General features: G+C 46.1%; 15 protein-coding genes. 5 read left to right on the forward strand and 10 right to left on the reverse strand.

What is annotated here, in order from left to right; translation table 11 throughout:
• Window positions 1-566 precede the first annotated feature (566 nt).
• The 5 genes from NE665_RS06000 to rimO form a co-directional block, all read right to left on the reverse strand.
• Entirely contained in the window at window positions 567-1,469 is a 903-nt protein-coding gene (locus NE665_RS06000; protein WP_117442108.1) for a glycoside hydrolase family 25 protein, read from the reverse strand.
• Between the two features lie 74 nt (window positions 1,470-1,543).
• The gene (locus NE665_RS06005; protein WP_117442015.1) at window positions 1,544-3,475 is read right to left on the reverse strand and encodes an EAL domain-containing protein; all 1,932 of its coding nucleotides are present in this window, start codon (window positions 3,473-3,475) and stop codon (window positions 1,544-1,546) included.
• Window positions 3,476-3,626: 151 nt separating this feature from the next.
• Window positions 3,627-4,130, reverse strand: a complete 504-nt coding sequence (locus tag NE665_RS06010) for a GNAT family N-acetyltransferase (protein WP_117442016.1) — start codon at window positions 4,128-4,130, stop codon at window positions 3,627-3,629.
• 512 nt (window positions 4,131-4,642) lie between these two features.
• Complete coding sequence (locus NE665_RS06015; protein WP_117442017.1) at window positions 4,643-5,131, reverse strand: DNA-deoxyinosine glycosylase; 489 nt, start codon at window positions 5,129-5,131, stop codon at window positions 4,643-4,645.
• Window positions 5,125-6,426 carry a 30S ribosomal protein S12 methylthiotransferase RimO gene (gene rimO / locus NE665_RS06020; RefSeq protein WP_117442109.1) on the reverse strand — a complete coding sequence of 434 codons (1,302 nt, stop codon included), beginning with the start codon at window positions 6,424-6,426 and terminating at the stop codon, window positions 5,125-5,127. The genes NE665_RS06015 and rimO overlap by 7 nt, the downstream gene beginning before the upstream one ends.
• A 150-nt stretch (window positions 6,427-6,576) precedes the next feature.
• Between rimO and NE665_RS06025 the strand changes: the two genes are divergently transcribed.
• The 5 genes from NE665_RS06025 (at window position 6,577) to NE665_RS06045 (ending at window position 11,011) form a co-directional block, all read left to right on the forward strand.
• A complete protein-coding gene (locus NE665_RS06025) occupies window positions 6,577-7,824 on the forward strand; it encodes a hypothetical protein (protein ID WP_118654585.1) in 1,248 nt (415 codons plus the stop codon).
• 159 nt (window positions 7,825-7,983) lie between these two features.
• On the forward strand, window positions 7,984-8,424 hold the full coding sequence (locus tag NE665_RS06030) for a DUF1307 domain-containing protein (protein ID WP_118654584.1): 441 nt from the start codon (window positions 7,984-7,986) through the stop codon (window positions 8,422-8,424).
• Window positions 8,425-8,483: 59 nt separating this feature from the next.
• On the forward strand, window positions 8,484-8,948 hold the full coding sequence (locus NE665_RS06035; protein WP_118654583.1) for a lipoprotein: 465 nt from the start codon (window positions 8,484-8,486) through the stop codon (window positions 8,946-8,948).
• 510 nt (window positions 8,949-9,458) lie between these two features.
• Window positions 9,459-10,490 carry a GGDEF domain-containing protein gene (locus NE665_RS06040; protein ID WP_118654581.1) on the forward strand — a complete coding sequence of 344 codons (1,032 nt, stop codon included), beginning with the start codon at window positions 9,459-9,461 and terminating at the stop codon, window positions 10,488-10,490.
• A gap of 62 nt (window positions 10,491-10,552) precedes the next feature.
• Window positions 10,553-11,011 (forward strand): DUF1307 domain-containing protein, encoded by a 459-nt coding sequence (locus tag NE665_RS06045; RefSeq protein ID WP_118654580.1) that lies wholly within the window; start codon window positions 10,553-10,555, stop codon window positions 11,009-11,011.
• A gap of 336 nt (window positions 11,012-11,347) precedes the next feature.
• On the opposite strand, the gene NE665_RS06050 is transcribed toward NE665_RS06045, so the two are convergent.
• The 5 genes from NE665_RS06050 to NE665_RS06070 form a co-directional block, all read right to left on the reverse strand.
• Complete coding sequence (locus NE665_RS06050; RefSeq protein ID WP_118654579.1) at window positions 11,348-12,553, reverse strand: PatB family C-S lyase; 1,206 nt, start codon at window positions 12,551-12,553, stop codon at window positions 11,348-11,350.
• Complete coding sequence (locus tag NE665_RS06055) at window positions 12,543-13,622, reverse strand: Xaa-Pro peptidase family protein (RefSeq protein WP_118654578.1); 1,080 nt, start codon at window positions 13,620-13,622, stop codon at window positions 12,543-12,545. Before NE665_RS06055 ends, NE665_RS06050 begins: the two co-directional genes overlap by 11 nt.
• 98 nt (window positions 13,623-13,720) lie before the next feature.
• Entirely contained in the window at window positions 13,721-15,055 is a 1,335-nt protein-coding gene (locus tag NE665_RS06060) for a PTS transporter subunit EIIC (RefSeq protein WP_008817625.1), read from the reverse strand.
• Between the two features lie 158 nt (window positions 15,056-15,213).
• Window positions 15,214-15,546, reverse strand: coding sequence for a PTS sugar transporter subunit IIB (locus NE665_RS06065; RefSeq protein ID WP_002610128.1), 333 nt, complete (start codon window positions 15,544-15,546; stop codon window positions 15,214-15,216).
• Between the two features lies 1 nt (window position 15,547).
• Window positions 15,548-15,871: a PTS lactose/cellobiose transporter subunit IIA gene (locus NE665_RS06070; RefSeq protein WP_118654577.1), complete on the reverse strand. Its 324-nt coding sequence runs from the start codon at window positions 15,869-15,871 to the stop codon at window positions 15,548-15,550.
• Window position 15,872: the final 1 nt, after the last annotated feature.

Below are 15,872 nucleotides of genomic sequence, written 5' to 3' on the forward strand. Positions count from 1 at the left end.
TGTCGAATTTAATAAAATGTCTGTATTCTGCCCCAAGCTTATCGTAAACGCATATCCCGTTTCCCTTATTCAATAGAACAGACAGTATAGAATTCCTATCTCTTATTCGTTCATTCGACAGAAAACGATACTGCGTGTGATGATTGTGTGACTATAATGATACCGTTGCCGCCGTTAATATAGAAAGATACCTAGGCAGTATTTTGCGGCATGGTCACCTCATGGTGACCTTTTCTTTATTCAGTAGTACAAGCAATCGTGCAATTTATACGGACTCCTTCTCAAAGGATACCCTGCGATACGTCAGAAAAAGCCGTACCCGCCAGAATCCCTTCAGATATTGAAAGCCGGCAAGGATCAACACCACCCAAAACAGGCCTTCACTCACTGCTATGGTCTATATTATAACAGCATGTTCCTGCATCCTGCTGGTTCCAAACGCTGCGGCATGCAATCCAGTATACGATGGATGCATCGCAATTCTATCATCCTCTTGAGAAATCGCAGAAGCGCCAACGGAAAGGGATGCTGCAATGGCATCCCCTTTTACTTTTTTGTATCGTTGCCTAATACCCGCTTGGTCGTGTCGGCTCATCATCAATCGCCCGATCATTTGTCCATCCGGTACCATCGTTGATCAGATACGGATGCTCAGCCCCTTTTAAAATGCGGGTAATAATCCCCTCTTTTACAGCCAGAAGTCTTCTGGGATACCAGTTTCCACCATTTGCCTGTGTCCACAAGCCGGTATAGGTTACCGGAGTTCCTACCTTATATTTCGGATTCTTTGGTGGATTCGGTTTTGGTTCTGGCTTCGGATCTGGTTTTGGTTGATCGGGTTTCTTGCCATAGCCATTCAACCCCTTTTCCTTCATAATAGCCGGATAATCCTTATATGCATAATCCAGATCCATTCTGCCGTTATAGCCGTGAATGGAGCCATCACTGGTAAACTGCCACATACCATACGGCTTGCGGTAGGTATTGACACTGGCCCACTGTGCCACCCATTTATCAAAGCGGTTCAGACGGGATGAATTGATGCGGTTCGTCAGCCAGTCCAGGTTGGCGTAGATTCCGGAATAAAAGCCTGCCTTCTCTAATTCCCTGCATGTATAATAACAGGTTTCCACATTCATGGCATCACTGACGCCGTTGCGGCGCTTCCACCCGTCTGCATCCTCCATGTCTATATAGCAGGGATAGCTTGGCTTACAGGATTTACACAGTCTGATAAATCCGGAGGCCTCCTCCTTCATCTGTGCATCATTGGCAACATAGGAGTAATGATATAGCCCATAGGGCATCCTTACACGCTCGCACTCCCGTACATTTCTTCGAAACTGCTTATCCTCTTCAAAATGTCCCCAGCTGGAACGGATAATGGCGAATTCTATTCCACCTTTTTTTATCGCATCCCAATCCAGTACACCATTATGCTCAGATACATCAATTCCAAGTCTTCGCATACACACACCTCCTTTCTCTTTCATACTACGCAGTTTAAAAGCACACGTACAGGCGTTCGCCAAAAGAAAAGATGTCATCCCGACATCTCCTTTTGTTTCTGTATCAGCAAACTGTAAACCTGCTCCTGCGGCAGCGGCGGTGCATAATAATATCCCTGAATATAGCGGCAGGCACATGCACTGACAAAGGCGGCCTGTTCCTCATTTTCCACTCCCTCAACCAGCAAGAGCTGATGCACCTCATGAAAAGCCTCACACATCTTACGCAGAACAACAGCGCCTTCTGTGGACACCATCGCTTTCCAAAGCAGACTCTTATCGATTTTGATGGTTTGTACCGGCAGACTGAGCACATTGGATATATTGGAGTATCCCGTACCAAAATCATCCAGAAGAAACTCAATCCCCTGCTCGCGCATACGCTGCATAAAGGCTATGATCATATGATAATCCCGAGTCAGCATACTCTCGGTAATCTCTATCTGCAGCCTATGGGCAGGTATCTTATAATCTTCTATGATTTGCAGGATATTGCTTCCAAGATCCTGCTGTAAAAACATGACGGCAGAGAAATTGACGCTGATGCTTTGCAGCGCTGTGTCTGTATGCTGCAGCTGCTGCAGAAATAAACAGGTCTTTCGCAGCACCTGATATGTAATTTCCGTAATCAATCCGTTTTCCTCAGCCAGCGGTATAAACTCATCCGGACCAAGCTGTCCCAAATCATGCGGCGGCAGGCGAAGCAGTGCCTCTGCCTTTGTATATGCCTGTTCCTTTACATCATAAATCGGCTGATAAACCACGACAAAGCTATCCTCCTGAATACAGCGGCGCAACAGCTCCAGTATCCGTTCATTGCGATGCAGTCGTTCCATCATATCGGCAGTGCAGACACAGGTCTTGTTATCCTCTGAGCGCTTTGCCAGCATGACGGCATATTCCAGCCCCTTGATGATTTCATCCTTATCGCGGTTATGCTCCTCGACATGCAGGATACCAATGCCGTACTGTATCTGAAAATCGAAATTTTCAACAGACCATGATCGCTGCATCCGCGCAATCAGCTGCTCATGGTATTGTCTGCATGTTTCCGCATCCTCACAGACAATCGCAAACTCATCCCCACTGAAACGAAAGACACGTGCAGTGGGCTGCTGCTTTTCCAGATAGGAACATATTCTCATCAGTAAAACATCACCGGCCTTCTGAGAAAAATGGTCATTGATAAAGCGAAAGCCCTTCAGCGACAGCACGATGATGGAATAGGACGCTGTATCCTTCATACGGATTTCCAAAAGGCGGTTAAATTCCTGACGGTTTAAAATACCGGTCAGCGGATCTGTAAACAGCTGCTTATTCTGCAAATACAGATAAATGATCAGCAGCGCGCTTGTCGCGGCAGTTCCCGTAAGGATGTAATTGGGGTACAGCAGCTGAAACAGGATCACTGCTGCCGAGAGCACCGGAAAGAAATTCAGAATGATGAATACGGCAGAATCCAGGTTACGGCGTTTGGAAATCGTAAAGAACACCGAAAATAATACATAGATATAAAAGACGATATAGGTCAGAGAAACCCAAGGTCCCCGCTCATAGCCAACGGCAAGATCCAGAGTAAACAGCAAATGCGTCAGCGGATTGCTCAGCAGGCACAGCAGATAGAGCAGAGCCGGTATCCCTGCAAACAGGATATGCTTTTTCAGCTTGTCAGGATCCTGTTCAAATACGGTGGTCAGCGTATAGATAAAGTACACAACGCCCATAAGCGGTGTGGATATGTAATTCAAATGCAGGAGCACCTGATTGATGAGGATAGTGGATGGAGAAAGCTGTGCCAGCAGCAGGGTTGACAAAATATTTGTCAGAATGGAGAGATAGGTTATCAAAAGGCAGGCACGAAAGGCCTGATTTTTTCGCGAGGGAAGCAGATTCCCCTTCCATGAATATACCATGATGATGTTAAGCATGATGACAGATACACACTCTGCCGAGATATCCCATTCCATAAATTATCACCTATGCAGATATTGTATCACACATCCATCACAAAGAGCTATGCAGGAAGGACATCAAATGTAAAAAAGATGAAAAAAAGGCACCTATAGCGGCTATAGATGTCGTTTCTCATTCTTTTCTTACCTAAATCACTGCTAATTTCTATTTTCCGTCGTCAAGCTCCAGCTGCAGGATGTAATCATCCATAATAAAGCCCTGCCCGATATCCGTTTGTACAGAGTCAATATCCTTAAACCCCTTCGCCCGATATACATCCAGACTGTGCTGATTGAATTTGTTGCAGGTCAGATAAATGGCTTTTTTATCCTGCTCCCTCGCAAAGGAAATCGCCCGCTTCAGCAATATGCTGGACAGCCCCTTTCCTCTGGCATCCTTATGCAGATACAGCTTACTGAGAAACAGACGGTCCTTTTCCGGCTTCACACCGCAAAATCCGATCATCGCCCCCTCCTCATAAGCAAGAAAATAGGTGTAGTGCTCCTCCTCAATGGCTTTCTTCAGTGCCGGATAGCTCTGAAATTTCTCAACCATATAATCAATCTGTTCCTTTGAAATGATGGCTGTGAAATACTCATGCCAGATTTCTGTGGCAAGTGCTGCCAATGCGCGGATATCCTCATCGCTGCTACAGACACGCAGTTCCATATACATTCCTCCCTTGTTTTTTTACCATTATAGAGCAAGGCTTACCATTTGTAAATGTCTATTCGTTGTGTAGATACGATACACAGGCAGCCGTTAATCCCTTTTCAATACGTGTTTTTAATGAAAAGCAGAACTCTTTATCCCTGTTCATCAGCCATATACAAAGCATATTACGGCTATCGAGTTCCTGTTCTGGTTTCCCCTACGATATTGTAACTTTAAGGTTTCTTTCGGATATCGCGGTGTGCAGCTATGCCCCTTTGTATGCAGTCCAGAAACCGCCTGCTACGGGAAGCCGCTCTGTAACAACCGCTTTGCTCTTTTTATCTGTGCTTGGACCGTATAAATAAAGGCGTTCTTTGCATTCACGTAAGGAGTTGTGCAATGAAAAAAAACGCAGCTGTACCCTGTGGCGATAGCATCTGCGTTATATTGTAGTACCCTTACCCTGCATGCGTAGTTGCCTCAGGATCCATTTGTATGCTGGTGCTGTCGTATGCTTCCCAGCATCTTCACATACCGCCCTCATGTTCCATCAGCGCCTGCTTCCACTGTGCAAACAAGGTCTCCTCACGTATACTGCGATTCGCATTGCTCGTACTTGGCAGATAGCTGCAGGGTAAAGCGATATCCGAAAAATGCTTCTGATACAGCGCATAGGCTTTTCTGCCGTTGCAGATTACCTTTTGCAGCGTAGGATACACCGCTGTCAGGTGTGCGATGTCATTCACCCTTTCCCGACGGATGGCGCTGTCTAAACTGCCCTCTCGCTCACACTCTCCAATCACATCCCATAGCAGAATATGATGCTGATACAAAATTTCCTTTTTCTGAGCATAGGTATCAATCGGCATATCAAATACCGCATGCAGTATCTTCCAGAACCGGTTATGGGCAAAGCCGTAATATTCCTGTTTATCCAGGGAGGTCACGCTGGGCATAGAGCCCAGAATCATCAGCCTTGGATGTTCGGGGATGATGGGATCAAAGCCCTTCAGCACACTTCCACTCCCTTGAAGTCATGCGGCAATGCCTCCGTGATCCGTACCTTTACAAAGCTTCCGTATTCGATAAAGCGCTCACTTTTAAACATCACGATACCATCGACCTCATCTGGTGCCGAGCTGGCTCCGCGTCCACGATAGATACCGGTAAGTCCTTCCTGATCCTCAACCAGAACCTCAATGACCTCACCGACCATCCGGCTCTGATTCTCCAGTGATATTTCCTCCTGACGCTTCATCAGCTGAGCTAAACGCGCTTCCTTGATCTCCTCATCCACAGCCCCTTCCATGGAATAGGCAGGGGTATCCTCCTCAGGAGAATAGGGAAAGGCTCCCATGCGGTCCCAGTGGATATCCTCTACAAACTGCATAAGCTCCCTGAAATCCGCTTCCTCCTCTGTCGGGAACCCAACAATGAAGGTCGAACGCAGCGTTGGATAGGAAAAGGTTTCCCGAATCTTCTTCACCAGAGCCGCAACCTCTTCCCTACTTCCTCTTCGATTCATCAGATGCAGCATTCGATTGGACGCATGCTGCATCGGAATGTCAAAATAAGGCAGCACCTTTGGCAGCTTTGCCATCCCCTCGATCAGCCGGGCATCGATTTCATCCGGATACATATACAGAATACGGATCCAGTGGAAGCCTTCGATTTCATGCAGCCTCTGCAAGAGATCAAGCAGTGCTCTTCTGCCATACAGATCGACACCGTATTTTGTCGTATCCTGTGCAATCACCACCAGCTCTTTGACACCGCGCTGCGCCAGCTGTTTCGCCTCGTCCACCAGCTGCTCGATTGGAAAGGACACATTATCCCCGCGAATCAGTGGAATCGCACAATAGGTGCAGTGATTGCTGCAGCCCTCGGCAATTTTCAGATATGCTGTCCACGGCTTGCTGGACACCTTCCGCTCACATTTGTCGTAGCTTACCAGATCATGCCCGTCCAGCAGCTCCTGTAAAATTTCATGCAGGTGCGGATATTCCCGGATGCTGATCACTGCATCGATTTCCGGTATATCCTGCTCCAGCTGTTCCTTATAACGCTGTGCCAGACAGCCGACAACGATCAGCTTTCTGCATTTGTGCTTTTTATATTCCGCCATCTGAAAAATCGTCTGAATGGCCTCTTCCTTTGCGGAATTGATGAATCCGCACGTATTGATAATGATTGCCTCTGCCTCATCCGCATTGTGGACAAGCTCATGGCCGCCGCTATTGATCATACCCATCATTTTTTCACTGTCTACCAGATTTTTGCTGCAGCCTAGTGATATAAACCCAATTTTCATATAAAACACCTCGATTACTACTATACCATGAAGACCGGCTTCATGAAAGCCGCAAATTATGTAAAATTTTGTTATTGTCATGCTGGAATCATATAAATTCCTTCTGTTCTCTGCTATAATTATATTCAGAATATCACAGGGAGGTAACGTATGTACGGACGAGTGGAAATCGATGATGAAACAAAAAAGAAGCTGTCGCTTCTATTAAAATATTATCGCAAAAAAGCAAATCTGAACCAGCGTGACTTCATCACCTACAACGGGGCAACGATCTGTTCTGCCGATACCTACAGTAAAATAGAAAATTGTAAAATCATCAAAAGCAATTCCATCTATCATTATCTGCTGGTACAGATTCATGCTGAGCTCAATCTTCCTTCCAGCTGGTGGGAGCCCTGGAGCACCTATTTTCAGGAGCTGCTGGAGCTGGTGACGCGCTATGACCTTGCAGGGCTGGCAGAGCGATGTGCCGCCCTTTTTGCACAGCTTGGGGAAAAAACCGATATTTTTGCAGTTGAGTATCGGGAGCTTCTGCAGCTGATGGCTTCCTATTATGAAAACTGCAGTGAAATGAATGAGGAACAATTTCAGAAATACATGGAGCTACTGCCGGTCTTTGATATAAGCATACAGGAGATTTTGAAGGATATGCTGTATACATATACCGTTCACAGACATCGTGATGCAAGAAAAAACGCTGCTGTCTTCAACCGCCTGCATATGGCGGAAAGCACCTCACTGCTCAATATATTGAATCGCAGCTACCAGGCCTATTATGAGGAGCGCTTTCTGGATTGCTTCCGGGATTCCCTGTATCTGGAACAGACATTTTTGAAGCAGCACAATTACAATCGTCTGCTGGATGTATACGATGCAATCGTCCTGCTGTATGCAGATGTACAAAAGGATGCGGCCAATCATGAATATGTCGAAAAACTCTTTGCCATCGTTCGTGACCACGCTGGGGAGCTGCACCGCAACAAATATCTGCAAAGCCTGTACCAATGTGGAATGCTATATTATGAAACAGAACAATATGAAAAAGCATGTGACTATTTCTGTGAGCTGGCGAAGCAGGACGATTATCATTTTCTGCCTGCCGCACTGCTTGCCTGTATCCTTTGTGAGCAGCTAGACCGCGAATTTCCTCCTGAAATATTACAGGAGCCGCGCTACCCCGAGCGTTTCCCGCAGCATGTAACTGCCTACCACCGGTATTGCCGCTTCAAGCAGCGCGAGCACGATCCCTTCCTGCGGGAGGACTACTTTTTGAAGCATGTGATAACCCAGATATACAGTGAAGATCAACTGATTTGGGAGCCTGCCTGCAGAGAGCTGGAACAGCTGATTCGATCAACTCGCCATTATCACCTGAAAAAACGCATACAGAGCAGTTGAATTCAGAAATTATACAATTTTATACCGAATATCTGACAAAAATCACATATTTTTTCTAAATTTCAATTTTGTAATCTTTTCTTCTTTATTTCATGATATAATTTCTACATACAGGATACCATAATCCTGTGCAATCAAACATTTGATAGGGAGGACAATATGAAAAAATTACTTTGCGCTGCATTTGCCGTACTGGTATTAGCAGGATGCTCCGGAGGAGCAAAAACAGAAACAAAGACTTGCTCATTGGAAGAGAGCGGTATGAAAATGGATGCCACATTCACTGCTGAGGATGATAAAATCACAAAAACCTCTGTAAAGGTAACGATGGATCTTTCTGCTGCAGGTCTTGGAGACAAGGAGCTGACAGACGATCAGAAAAAACAGCTGGAAACTGCTGTATTAAGCCAGTTAGGCGTTGAAGAAGGAAAAGGTGTAAGTGTCAGTGCGGAATTCAAGGACAAGAACATCATTGCAACCGTTGACGTAGATATGAAAGACGGAGATACAGCTACCCTGAAGAAGCTGGGCTTTGGTGGAGAAGCAAGTCTGTCCAAGACGCTGGAAGAAGCAAAAGACGGCGGAGCTACTTGTAAATAATCTTTGAAACTCAGGGCTAAGCTCTGAGTTTTGCCATTATGAAAGAAAGGGAAAACGCTATGAAAAAATTAGTATGTGCTGCATTTGCAGTTGCTTTGCTGGCAGGCTGCTCCGGCGGTAAAGAAGAAACAAAGACGATGACCTGTACAGCAGAACAGAAATCCAATGGTTCTACCATTACACAGACCATCAAATTCGACTATCAGGGTGACAATATCACCAAGCAGGATCAGAAAACTGTCATCGTTGCTCCGGATAAGAAAACCTATGAAGCTATGCTGCCAACGCTGAAGGGTGCTTCCTTGGAAGACAAGGCGAAGGGTGTTGAAGGCATGAGCTACAGTCTGAAAGAGGATAAGGATAAGTTCTCTATAACAGAATCCATTGTTTTTGATATCACGAAGATCGACCCAAAGGACTATGGTTCCTTTACCAATCAGAAGCTGAGCGGTAAAAAAATGGTGATGGATCTGGAAAAGACAAAAGAAAACATCGAAAAGGGCGGTTTAACCTGTAAGAAATAAACTGATAAATCCATGAAGAAATCGTAGATGCAAGCTGAAGAAGCTCTCTGTTGCATAGCCAATAGAGAGCTTTTTTACGCCTTACAGCAGCCGCAGTTCACCATGAGGATAGAACGGGCATCCCCTGTTTTACCTGCTGGCTCTCCTCTGTCTACACATTCATGCGATGTGCCACACGCCTATGCACCTTATCCTGCCTGTGCAATTCAGAAAAGACAACATTTTTGGTTGAACTTATCGAATATATCTGCTTTTATCTATCATAAAGTGATATAATTACAATATCAAAAAACATAAGATATATGAACGGGTGGTGGTTCCTCCCGCCTCTTTCAGCTTCGTATGTCCATCGCACTGAACCAGTGGCTACAGGGCAGGGCGATCATGCTTTATCAGAAAGGCTGGCTGCAGGAATGCTATCCCATATATATAGTGTTCCACACAAAGCGGTGAATGCAGCATCACAGCTTGCTTTACAGCAGGGAATGGAAAGATCGGAGGATTACGGGCATGCGGATGAAACTTAATGAGAACAATTACAGCTATTATATTTATCGCAACCTGATCTGTCTGGCGATCCTTCTGCATATCGTCTATACCATGCTTATGGGATGTTTGCACTATGGCATTCCCCTCTTCTATAATATATGCAGTGTCCTGTTTTACATCGGTATGCTGTTGCTGGTCATGAAAAGAAAGCAATATGCTCTTGCCGTATCTTTGATTCATCTGGAAACGATCTGCTTTGTTGTATTGCACACCGTGCTGTTTGGATGGCATTCTTCGTTCTTTCTCTTTCTGATTGCAATGGCCTCTCTTGTGTATTTCTGTCCCTATCGCAGTCCCTATATCCCCTATCTGTTTTCCATCCTGCATATGCTCACCTTCTTTTTGCTGTATGTTCAAAGCAAGGAAACGATCGTCTATCCTCTGCCTGCTGTTTCCTTACAGCTTTTATTTCTATGCAACAGCTTTGGGGCGTTTCTTACCATCCTCTATGTCGCTTATGTTTCCAATGCCAGTGCCGATATTGGCAAGGAGGTTTTGAAAAAGCAGAATGAAAGTCTTTTGCAAATTGCTAATTACGATTCTCTCACCGGGCTGTACAATCGCACCTATTTGAAAAAAACAGCGTCTCAGCTTCATCTGAAGGATTGCTGTCTTGCTATTGGCGACATTGATGATTTTAAACAGATCAATGACACCTATGGGCATTTATGCGGGGATGCCATCCTAAAGCAGCTTGCAGAGCATATGCGAAGCAGGCTGGATCCTGCGATTTTCATCTGTCGCTGGGGTGGCGAGGAATTTGTCTTTCTCTTCCACGATACAAAGGAGCAGGACGCCCTGCAGCAGCTGAGAGATTTCTGTCACTGGATGAATCACACCGAATTTGAATACGGGGAACAAAAAATCCGAGTCACCATGACATTTGGTATCTGCTGCCATCAACAGCTTTCTCTGGATGAGCTAATCAATAAAGCAGATCAGCTGCTGTATCAGGGAAAGCAGAAAGGGAAGCACACGGTCGTAAGCGAATAAAGCGGCTTACAGCTGCATGAAGCGTTGCCTCCAATACCATAATACCAATAGGAGTGGTTACAATGATGAAACAAATCCTGCTGGCAGGTCTATTGCTTCTATTGAGTGGCTGTACGAAAAAAGCAGAAGCAGGTGGTGTAAGCAGAACAACATGCCGTGGTACCCTGATGGACACATTGATTGAAACGACAATGGAGGCAGAAAATCAAAGGATCGTAAAACAGAGCATTCAGCTGCATACAGATTACCATACGCTTGGCTACAGCAAGCAGCAGGCACAGACCTGTATACGGCAGCACCAAAAGGAGTATGCGAACATCAGAGGCTTGACCTATCAGGCGTCTGTCACAGATAAAGAAATGAAGCAGCTGCTTGTCCTAACGCTAACGGACATCGACACCGCACAGCTGAAGAAGCTGGAATTCATTCAGACCTCAGATGAAGCTGTCTTCGATTTACATACTGCACGAACCGTTTATGAACAGCAGGGACTTAGCTGTCATACAAAGCCCGCAGCGTAACTGCAGTACAGCCCTTAAACAGGTGAACACAAAACACGAGAAAAAGTCCTTCTATCGCTCAATTCGTACATAAGAAGTGTATATTTCGCCTTCCCAAGAGCTGTCTTTGCTTACATAGAGCGTATGCAAAAGCAGGCAAGGCCTTCCTATATGCTTTAGGACCCTATGATGAAAAGCAGACGATTCTGCTTTTTTTCTCATTTCGTATTTCTCTGCTTTTTTTAGATGTATCTGTCTTACATTTTCTTTATGTAGGCAATTCACAGATCATGAAAAAAATCAGATATCCCACGTTCAGGCATCTGATCCTTTTTTTGCATACCTATTTACGGCAGCTCATTCGTTTGTAATTTCCTTTCGCTCCCATGCTTCCCATGTCTCAGCGATGCGACGCAGCGCTTCCTGAAGAATTGACTTCTGTGTTCCGATATTCAGGCGTACCCAGCCATAGCCATCCTGCACAAAATAGCTGCCGACAACCATAGAAACATTTGCCTTGATAAAGAAGGCACGCATTTCATCCTCATCTGCAAACACGGAACGCATATCGATCCAAGCCAGAAAACTGGAATCACTTCGCATTACGCTTGCCTGAGGCATGTGCTGTTCAAACCAGTCATATACAATGGTGAAATTCTCAGCGATATACGCAGTCAGCTGATCCAGCCATTCCTCTGAATCATTGTAAGCCGCAATGATAGCCGGTACTGCAAACACATGCGGACTGGTGACATACACCTTTTGCAGATAGCTTAACAGGCGCTCCCGGATTTTCTTATTCTTCACAATGATATAGGAGGATTTTAAACCGCCGAGGTTAAAGCCCTTATTCGGCGATACACACATAATCGATGCATCCGCAATATCCGCATGCGCATTCCATAGCGTGGTAAAGCTTTCCCGTTCAAAAATCACATCCCTGTGTATTTCATCACAGACAAGCAAAACGTGGTGCTTCAGACACAGCTCGCTGAGCTGATGCAGCTCCTCCCTCGTCCAAACGCGTCCGCTTGGATTTTGCGGTGAACAGAAGATAAACAGCTTGACATCCTCTTCTATCATCTGGCGTTCCATCTCTTCAAAATCAAGATAATAGCGCATATTTTCCAGCTTCAGGGAATTGCAGATCAAACGACAGCCGCCGCGTTTTACCGCTTCTGCGAAGGGATCATAGGCAGGGGTATTGATCATAACTGCATCCCCCTCGTTACAGAAGCACTGCACGATATAATGCAGGGTGCCGCAGGTTCCAAAGGTCAGCTTGATCCATTCCTTTTCAATATCAACATGAAAACGGCGCTTGTTCCAGTCAATCAGAGCATCATAATATGCATCATACGTATACGTATAGCCATAGTCTCCCAAAGCGGCACGCTCGATCATCGCCTGCTTGATTGCCGGCGCACATTCAAAATCCAGATCGGCAAGATCCATGGGGATCGCTTCTTCATTCAAACCGAATTTTTCCTTCAAAATGGTATTGTCCCATTTTCTGCATTTTCCAAGCTTGCGGTCAATGACATGGTCAAAATCATACTTCATATTCGTTTCCCTCCAAAATGATGAGTTCCTTTGTTGTGGCATTCAAGGGAACACCGCGGCCGTTTTCAATGAGGACATCATCCTCAATTCGCACACCGCCAAGACCAGGAACATAGATTCCCGGCTCACAGGACATGATCATGCCCTCCTCCAGCACGGTTTCACTGCCTGCATTCAGCATGGGAAGCTCTCCATCCCCCATGCCCATGCCATGACCAAGACCGTGTGTAAAATATTGTCCATAGCCATGTTCCTGTATGATGCCGCGCACATGGGCATCCACGTCCTTACCCCTGATACCGGCTTTGATAAAGTCAACACCGGCACACTGTGCTTCCAGCACAATATCATAAATTTTCTTCAGCTTTGGCTTCGGCTCCTGAATACATACCGTTCTGGTCATATCGGACTGGTAGCCCTGATAGGTGATACCAAAATCAATCGTGATGAATTCATGAGCTTCTAAGGTTTTCTCACTTGGCCGTCCATGTGGCATACATCCGCGGACTCCGCTTGCGACAATCGTATCGAATGCCATAGCGCTGGCGCCGTTTTTGATTGCCAGATACTGCAGCAACGCACTGATCTCCGTTTCCTTCATCCCGATGCGAATTGTAGAAATCGTTTCCTGAAAAATCGCATCCGTAATTTCACAGGCCCTGCGCACCAGTGCGATTTCCTGCGCATCCTTACAGCGGCGTGCTTCCTCCAGCTCATGCTCCAAAAGCACGGTTTTCAACCCGTATTCCTGCATGGTCAGATATTCCTTCACGAGTACCTGTCCCGCTTCAATTCCAATACGGGCATGGCTCCCCAGAAGCTGAACCACCGCATCCAGATAGCTGCTGCCCTGTTCATGCACGATTAGGGTAAAGCCGCTTGTTGTTTCTCTTGCTTCATTGCTGTAACGCCCATCCATGATCTGATACAGCGCATCTCTTGTCACCAGCACCTTGACGCCGCTTCCCGTTAGTGCACCGAGATAGCGCTTGTTGGAACGGCTTTTGATCAAGATGGCGTCGATTTGTTTTTCCTCCAGAATGGAGCGGATTTTTTGGATTCTCTGCATACTGCTTCCTCCTTTTATGATATACCTCTGCACCGGTATTTCGCCTTTGTGCAGCTGTATGGAAAGCGGCACCCGCAAACGGATGCCGCTGGCTATGACTAGAAATCAAGATCCAGATCGTTCAGTAAAGCCTCTTCATCATCCGAGAAGATGTTTTTTGCTTCCTCAGCTTTCTTCGCTCTTGCTTCTTCCTCACGCAGCTCCTGACGCTCCATGATTTTAAAGAACGGCAGATAGAGCAGAATAGCCAGAATCAGCTGTGCACCGCACGCCAGAATAACTCGCCAGTCACCGTTTGTCAGGAATCCCTCTAGGAAGACACCGACATAAGGCGGATCGAAGAACGGCTTGTCCAGCAGACCGTAGTGCATTAAGAACATTGGCATCGTACCGATGATGGCACCACCGAATACGAATGGAATAAACATGATCGGATTCAGGATGATCGGTGCACCGAAGAGAATCGGTTCATTGATACCGAACAGCGATGGGAACAAGGCGACCTGCCCGATCTTACGATAACGCTTGGATTTGGACAGCATACATGCCACTACACATCCGATGGTGATACCGGCGCCGGTGAATCCAAAGAACGCACTGGAGGTACCTGCCGTATAAAAGTGTGGCAGAGGCTCTCCGGCCTGTCTTGCGATGATGTTTTCCGCAATGAACGTAGCCATGATCGGACGTGTAATCGGTCCGAAGACAGATGAGTGAATACCGAAGAAGAAAATCAGACAGATCATGAAATGCAGGAACAATACTGCCCACGGGTTGTCCATGGAACCAACCAGCGGTGCCAGAAACTGTGTCAGAATCTGCGGAGGCAGTGCTCCGAAAATCTGCTGAGAGAAGAAGCGTACAGCAATGAAGGTTCCGGCAACGATGATAGTTGTAGGAATCAACTCAAAGGATTTGGATACGAAGTCCGGTACCCCCTCCGGCATGCGGACCGTCAGATTCTTTTCCTTGCAGAAGCGATACAGCTCTGTCGCAGCCATACCGACCAGCATGGCACAGAACAGTCCCTTTGCCCCGAAATTGGTGATGCTGATACCGCCCTCTACGTTTTCAGCAGCTACAAACAGGAAGGCAAAGGTGGATAGGGTGATACAGCCTGGAATATACAGCTTGTAGTGATTTCCCAGATTGTATGCAATACACATAGTTACGTATACACTCATCATACCGATGGATAAGGTAACCGGCAGGTCAAGCAGCTCCGCATTGTTCAGAATGAACTGACTGAATGCGTTATTTTCTCCAATCATGTTTGGTAATGCGGGGATAATAGCGAAGAAGCTCCCCAGAATCGTAAATGGTGTCATAGCCACCATGGATGCCTTAATGGCACTCAGATGACGCTGTTTATCTACTTTTTGAGCAATTGGCATCAGCCATTTGTTCATAAAGGCCTCAAATTTATTAAACATACTAGGTTCCTTTCTATTGCTATATGCTGTCTTCACATAACACAGCAAGTGAACATTCCTGAAGGTATTCACCTGCTTATCCATCTCATAGCCTGATGAACAGTATGAGATTAGCTGCCAATGAAGACGCATAGCATTTTATGATTCTAAATCAGGGATTACTTTCCCATTTCGTGTTTCTTGCGTGTAACCAGAGCGAGCTTTAAAACGGTAGCTCCATCCATCTGTCCGTATACATCCTTGTCAATGACTGCAAACGGCACGTTTTTCGGTTTGCATACAGCCTCGATGAAGTCAATCTTGTGGGATACCTGCGGCCCTACCAGAACCACGTCCCAGTTATCGATTTCCTCCTCCAAAGAGTCTGCAGGAATCGCCGTAAACTTAAAATCCTCTTCGTTCAGCTTAGCACTTTCCTTTACTACCTTTTTCATGTTCTGCATCAGCATATTGGTGGAGAAGCCACCTGCACAGCATAATAAAATTCTCATGTTAGTTTCCTCCTTCTTTTGTTTCAAATACATCTACCAGCGCCTCGATGACATCTCTTGCCAGCTGGCTGGTCATATAATGATCCTGCGCATGAACCATGAGCAGTGACAGCTCCGGCTTTTCAGCCTCCGGATCCATTTCCGACTGGATCAGCTTGGTCTGGATTTTGTGTGCCTCCAGATCGATTTTTCTGCTTTCCTCAAGCAGTGCGCGAGCTCCCTCATAATCGCTTTCCTTTACCTTGCGAAGGGCTTCAAATGCCTTCCCCTTACTGTCACCGGCAGCGGAAATAATACCGATGATCTGCTGTTCTAATTCTGTCATG

Source organism: Clostridium sp. DFI.1.208, from assembly GCF_024463855.1.
Lineage (GTDB): Bacteria > Bacillota_I > Bacilli_A > Erysipelotrichales > Erysipelotrichaceae > Clostridium_AQ.

What these genes read in the sequence shown, in the direction of transcription:
- NE665_RS06045 (WP_118654580.1), top strand. Translation starts at nt 10,553, where the DNA reads ATGATGAAACAAATCCTGCTGGCAGGTCTATTGCTTCTATTGAGTGGC.
- NE665_RS06025 (WP_118654585.1), top strand. Translation starts at nt 6,577, where the DNA reads ATGTACGGACGAGTGGAAATCGATGATGAAACAAAAAAGAAGCTGTCG.
- NE665_RS06005 (WP_117442015.1), bottom strand. Translation starts at nt 3,475, where the DNA reads ATGGAATGGGATATCTCGGCAGAGTGTGTATCTGTCATCATGCTTAAC.
- NE665_RS06060 (WP_008817625.1), bottom strand. Translation starts at nt 15,055, where the DNA reads ATGTTTAATAAATTTGAGGCCTTTATGAACAAATGGCTGATGCCAATT.
- NE665_RS06065 (WP_002610128.1), bottom strand. Translation starts at nt 15,546, where the DNA reads ATGAGAATTTTATTATGCTGTGCAGGTGGCTTCTCCACCAATATGCTG.
- NE665_RS06055 (WP_118654578.1), bottom strand. Translation starts at nt 13,622, where the DNA reads ATGCAGAGAATCCAAAAAATCCGCTCCATTCTGGAGGAAAAACAAATC.
- rimO (WP_117442109.1), bottom strand. Translation starts at nt 6,426, where the DNA reads ATGAAAATTGGGTTTATATCACTAGGCTGCAGCAAAAATCTGGTAGAC.
- NE665_RS06010 (WP_117442016.1), bottom strand. Translation starts at nt 4,130, where the DNA reads ATGGAACTGCGTGTCTGTAGCAGCGATGAGGATATCCGCGCATTGGCA.
- NE665_RS06040 (WP_118654581.1), top strand. Translation starts at nt 9,459, where the DNA reads ATGCGGATGAAACTTAATGAGAACAATTACAGCTATTATATTTATCGC.
- NE665_RS06050 (WP_118654579.1), bottom strand. Translation starts at nt 12,553, where the DNA reads ATGAAGTATGATTTTGACCATGTCATTGACCGCAAGCTTGGAAAATGC.
- NE665_RS06030 (WP_118654584.1), top strand. Translation starts at nt 7,984, where the DNA reads ATGAAAAAATTACTTTGCGCTGCATTTGCCGTACTGGTATTAGCAGGA.
- NE665_RS06000 (WP_117442108.1), bottom strand. Translation starts at nt 1,469, where the DNA reads ATGCGAAGACTTGGAATTGATGTATCTGAGCATAATGGTGTACTGGAT.
- NE665_RS06035 (WP_118654583.1), top strand. Translation starts at nt 8,484, where the DNA reads ATGAAAAAATTAGTATGTGCTGCATTTGCAGTTGCTTTGCTGGCAGGC.
- NE665_RS06070 (WP_118654577.1), bottom strand. Translation starts at nt 15,871, where the DNA reads ATGACAGAATTAGAACAGCAGATCATCGGTATTATTTCCGCTGCCGGT.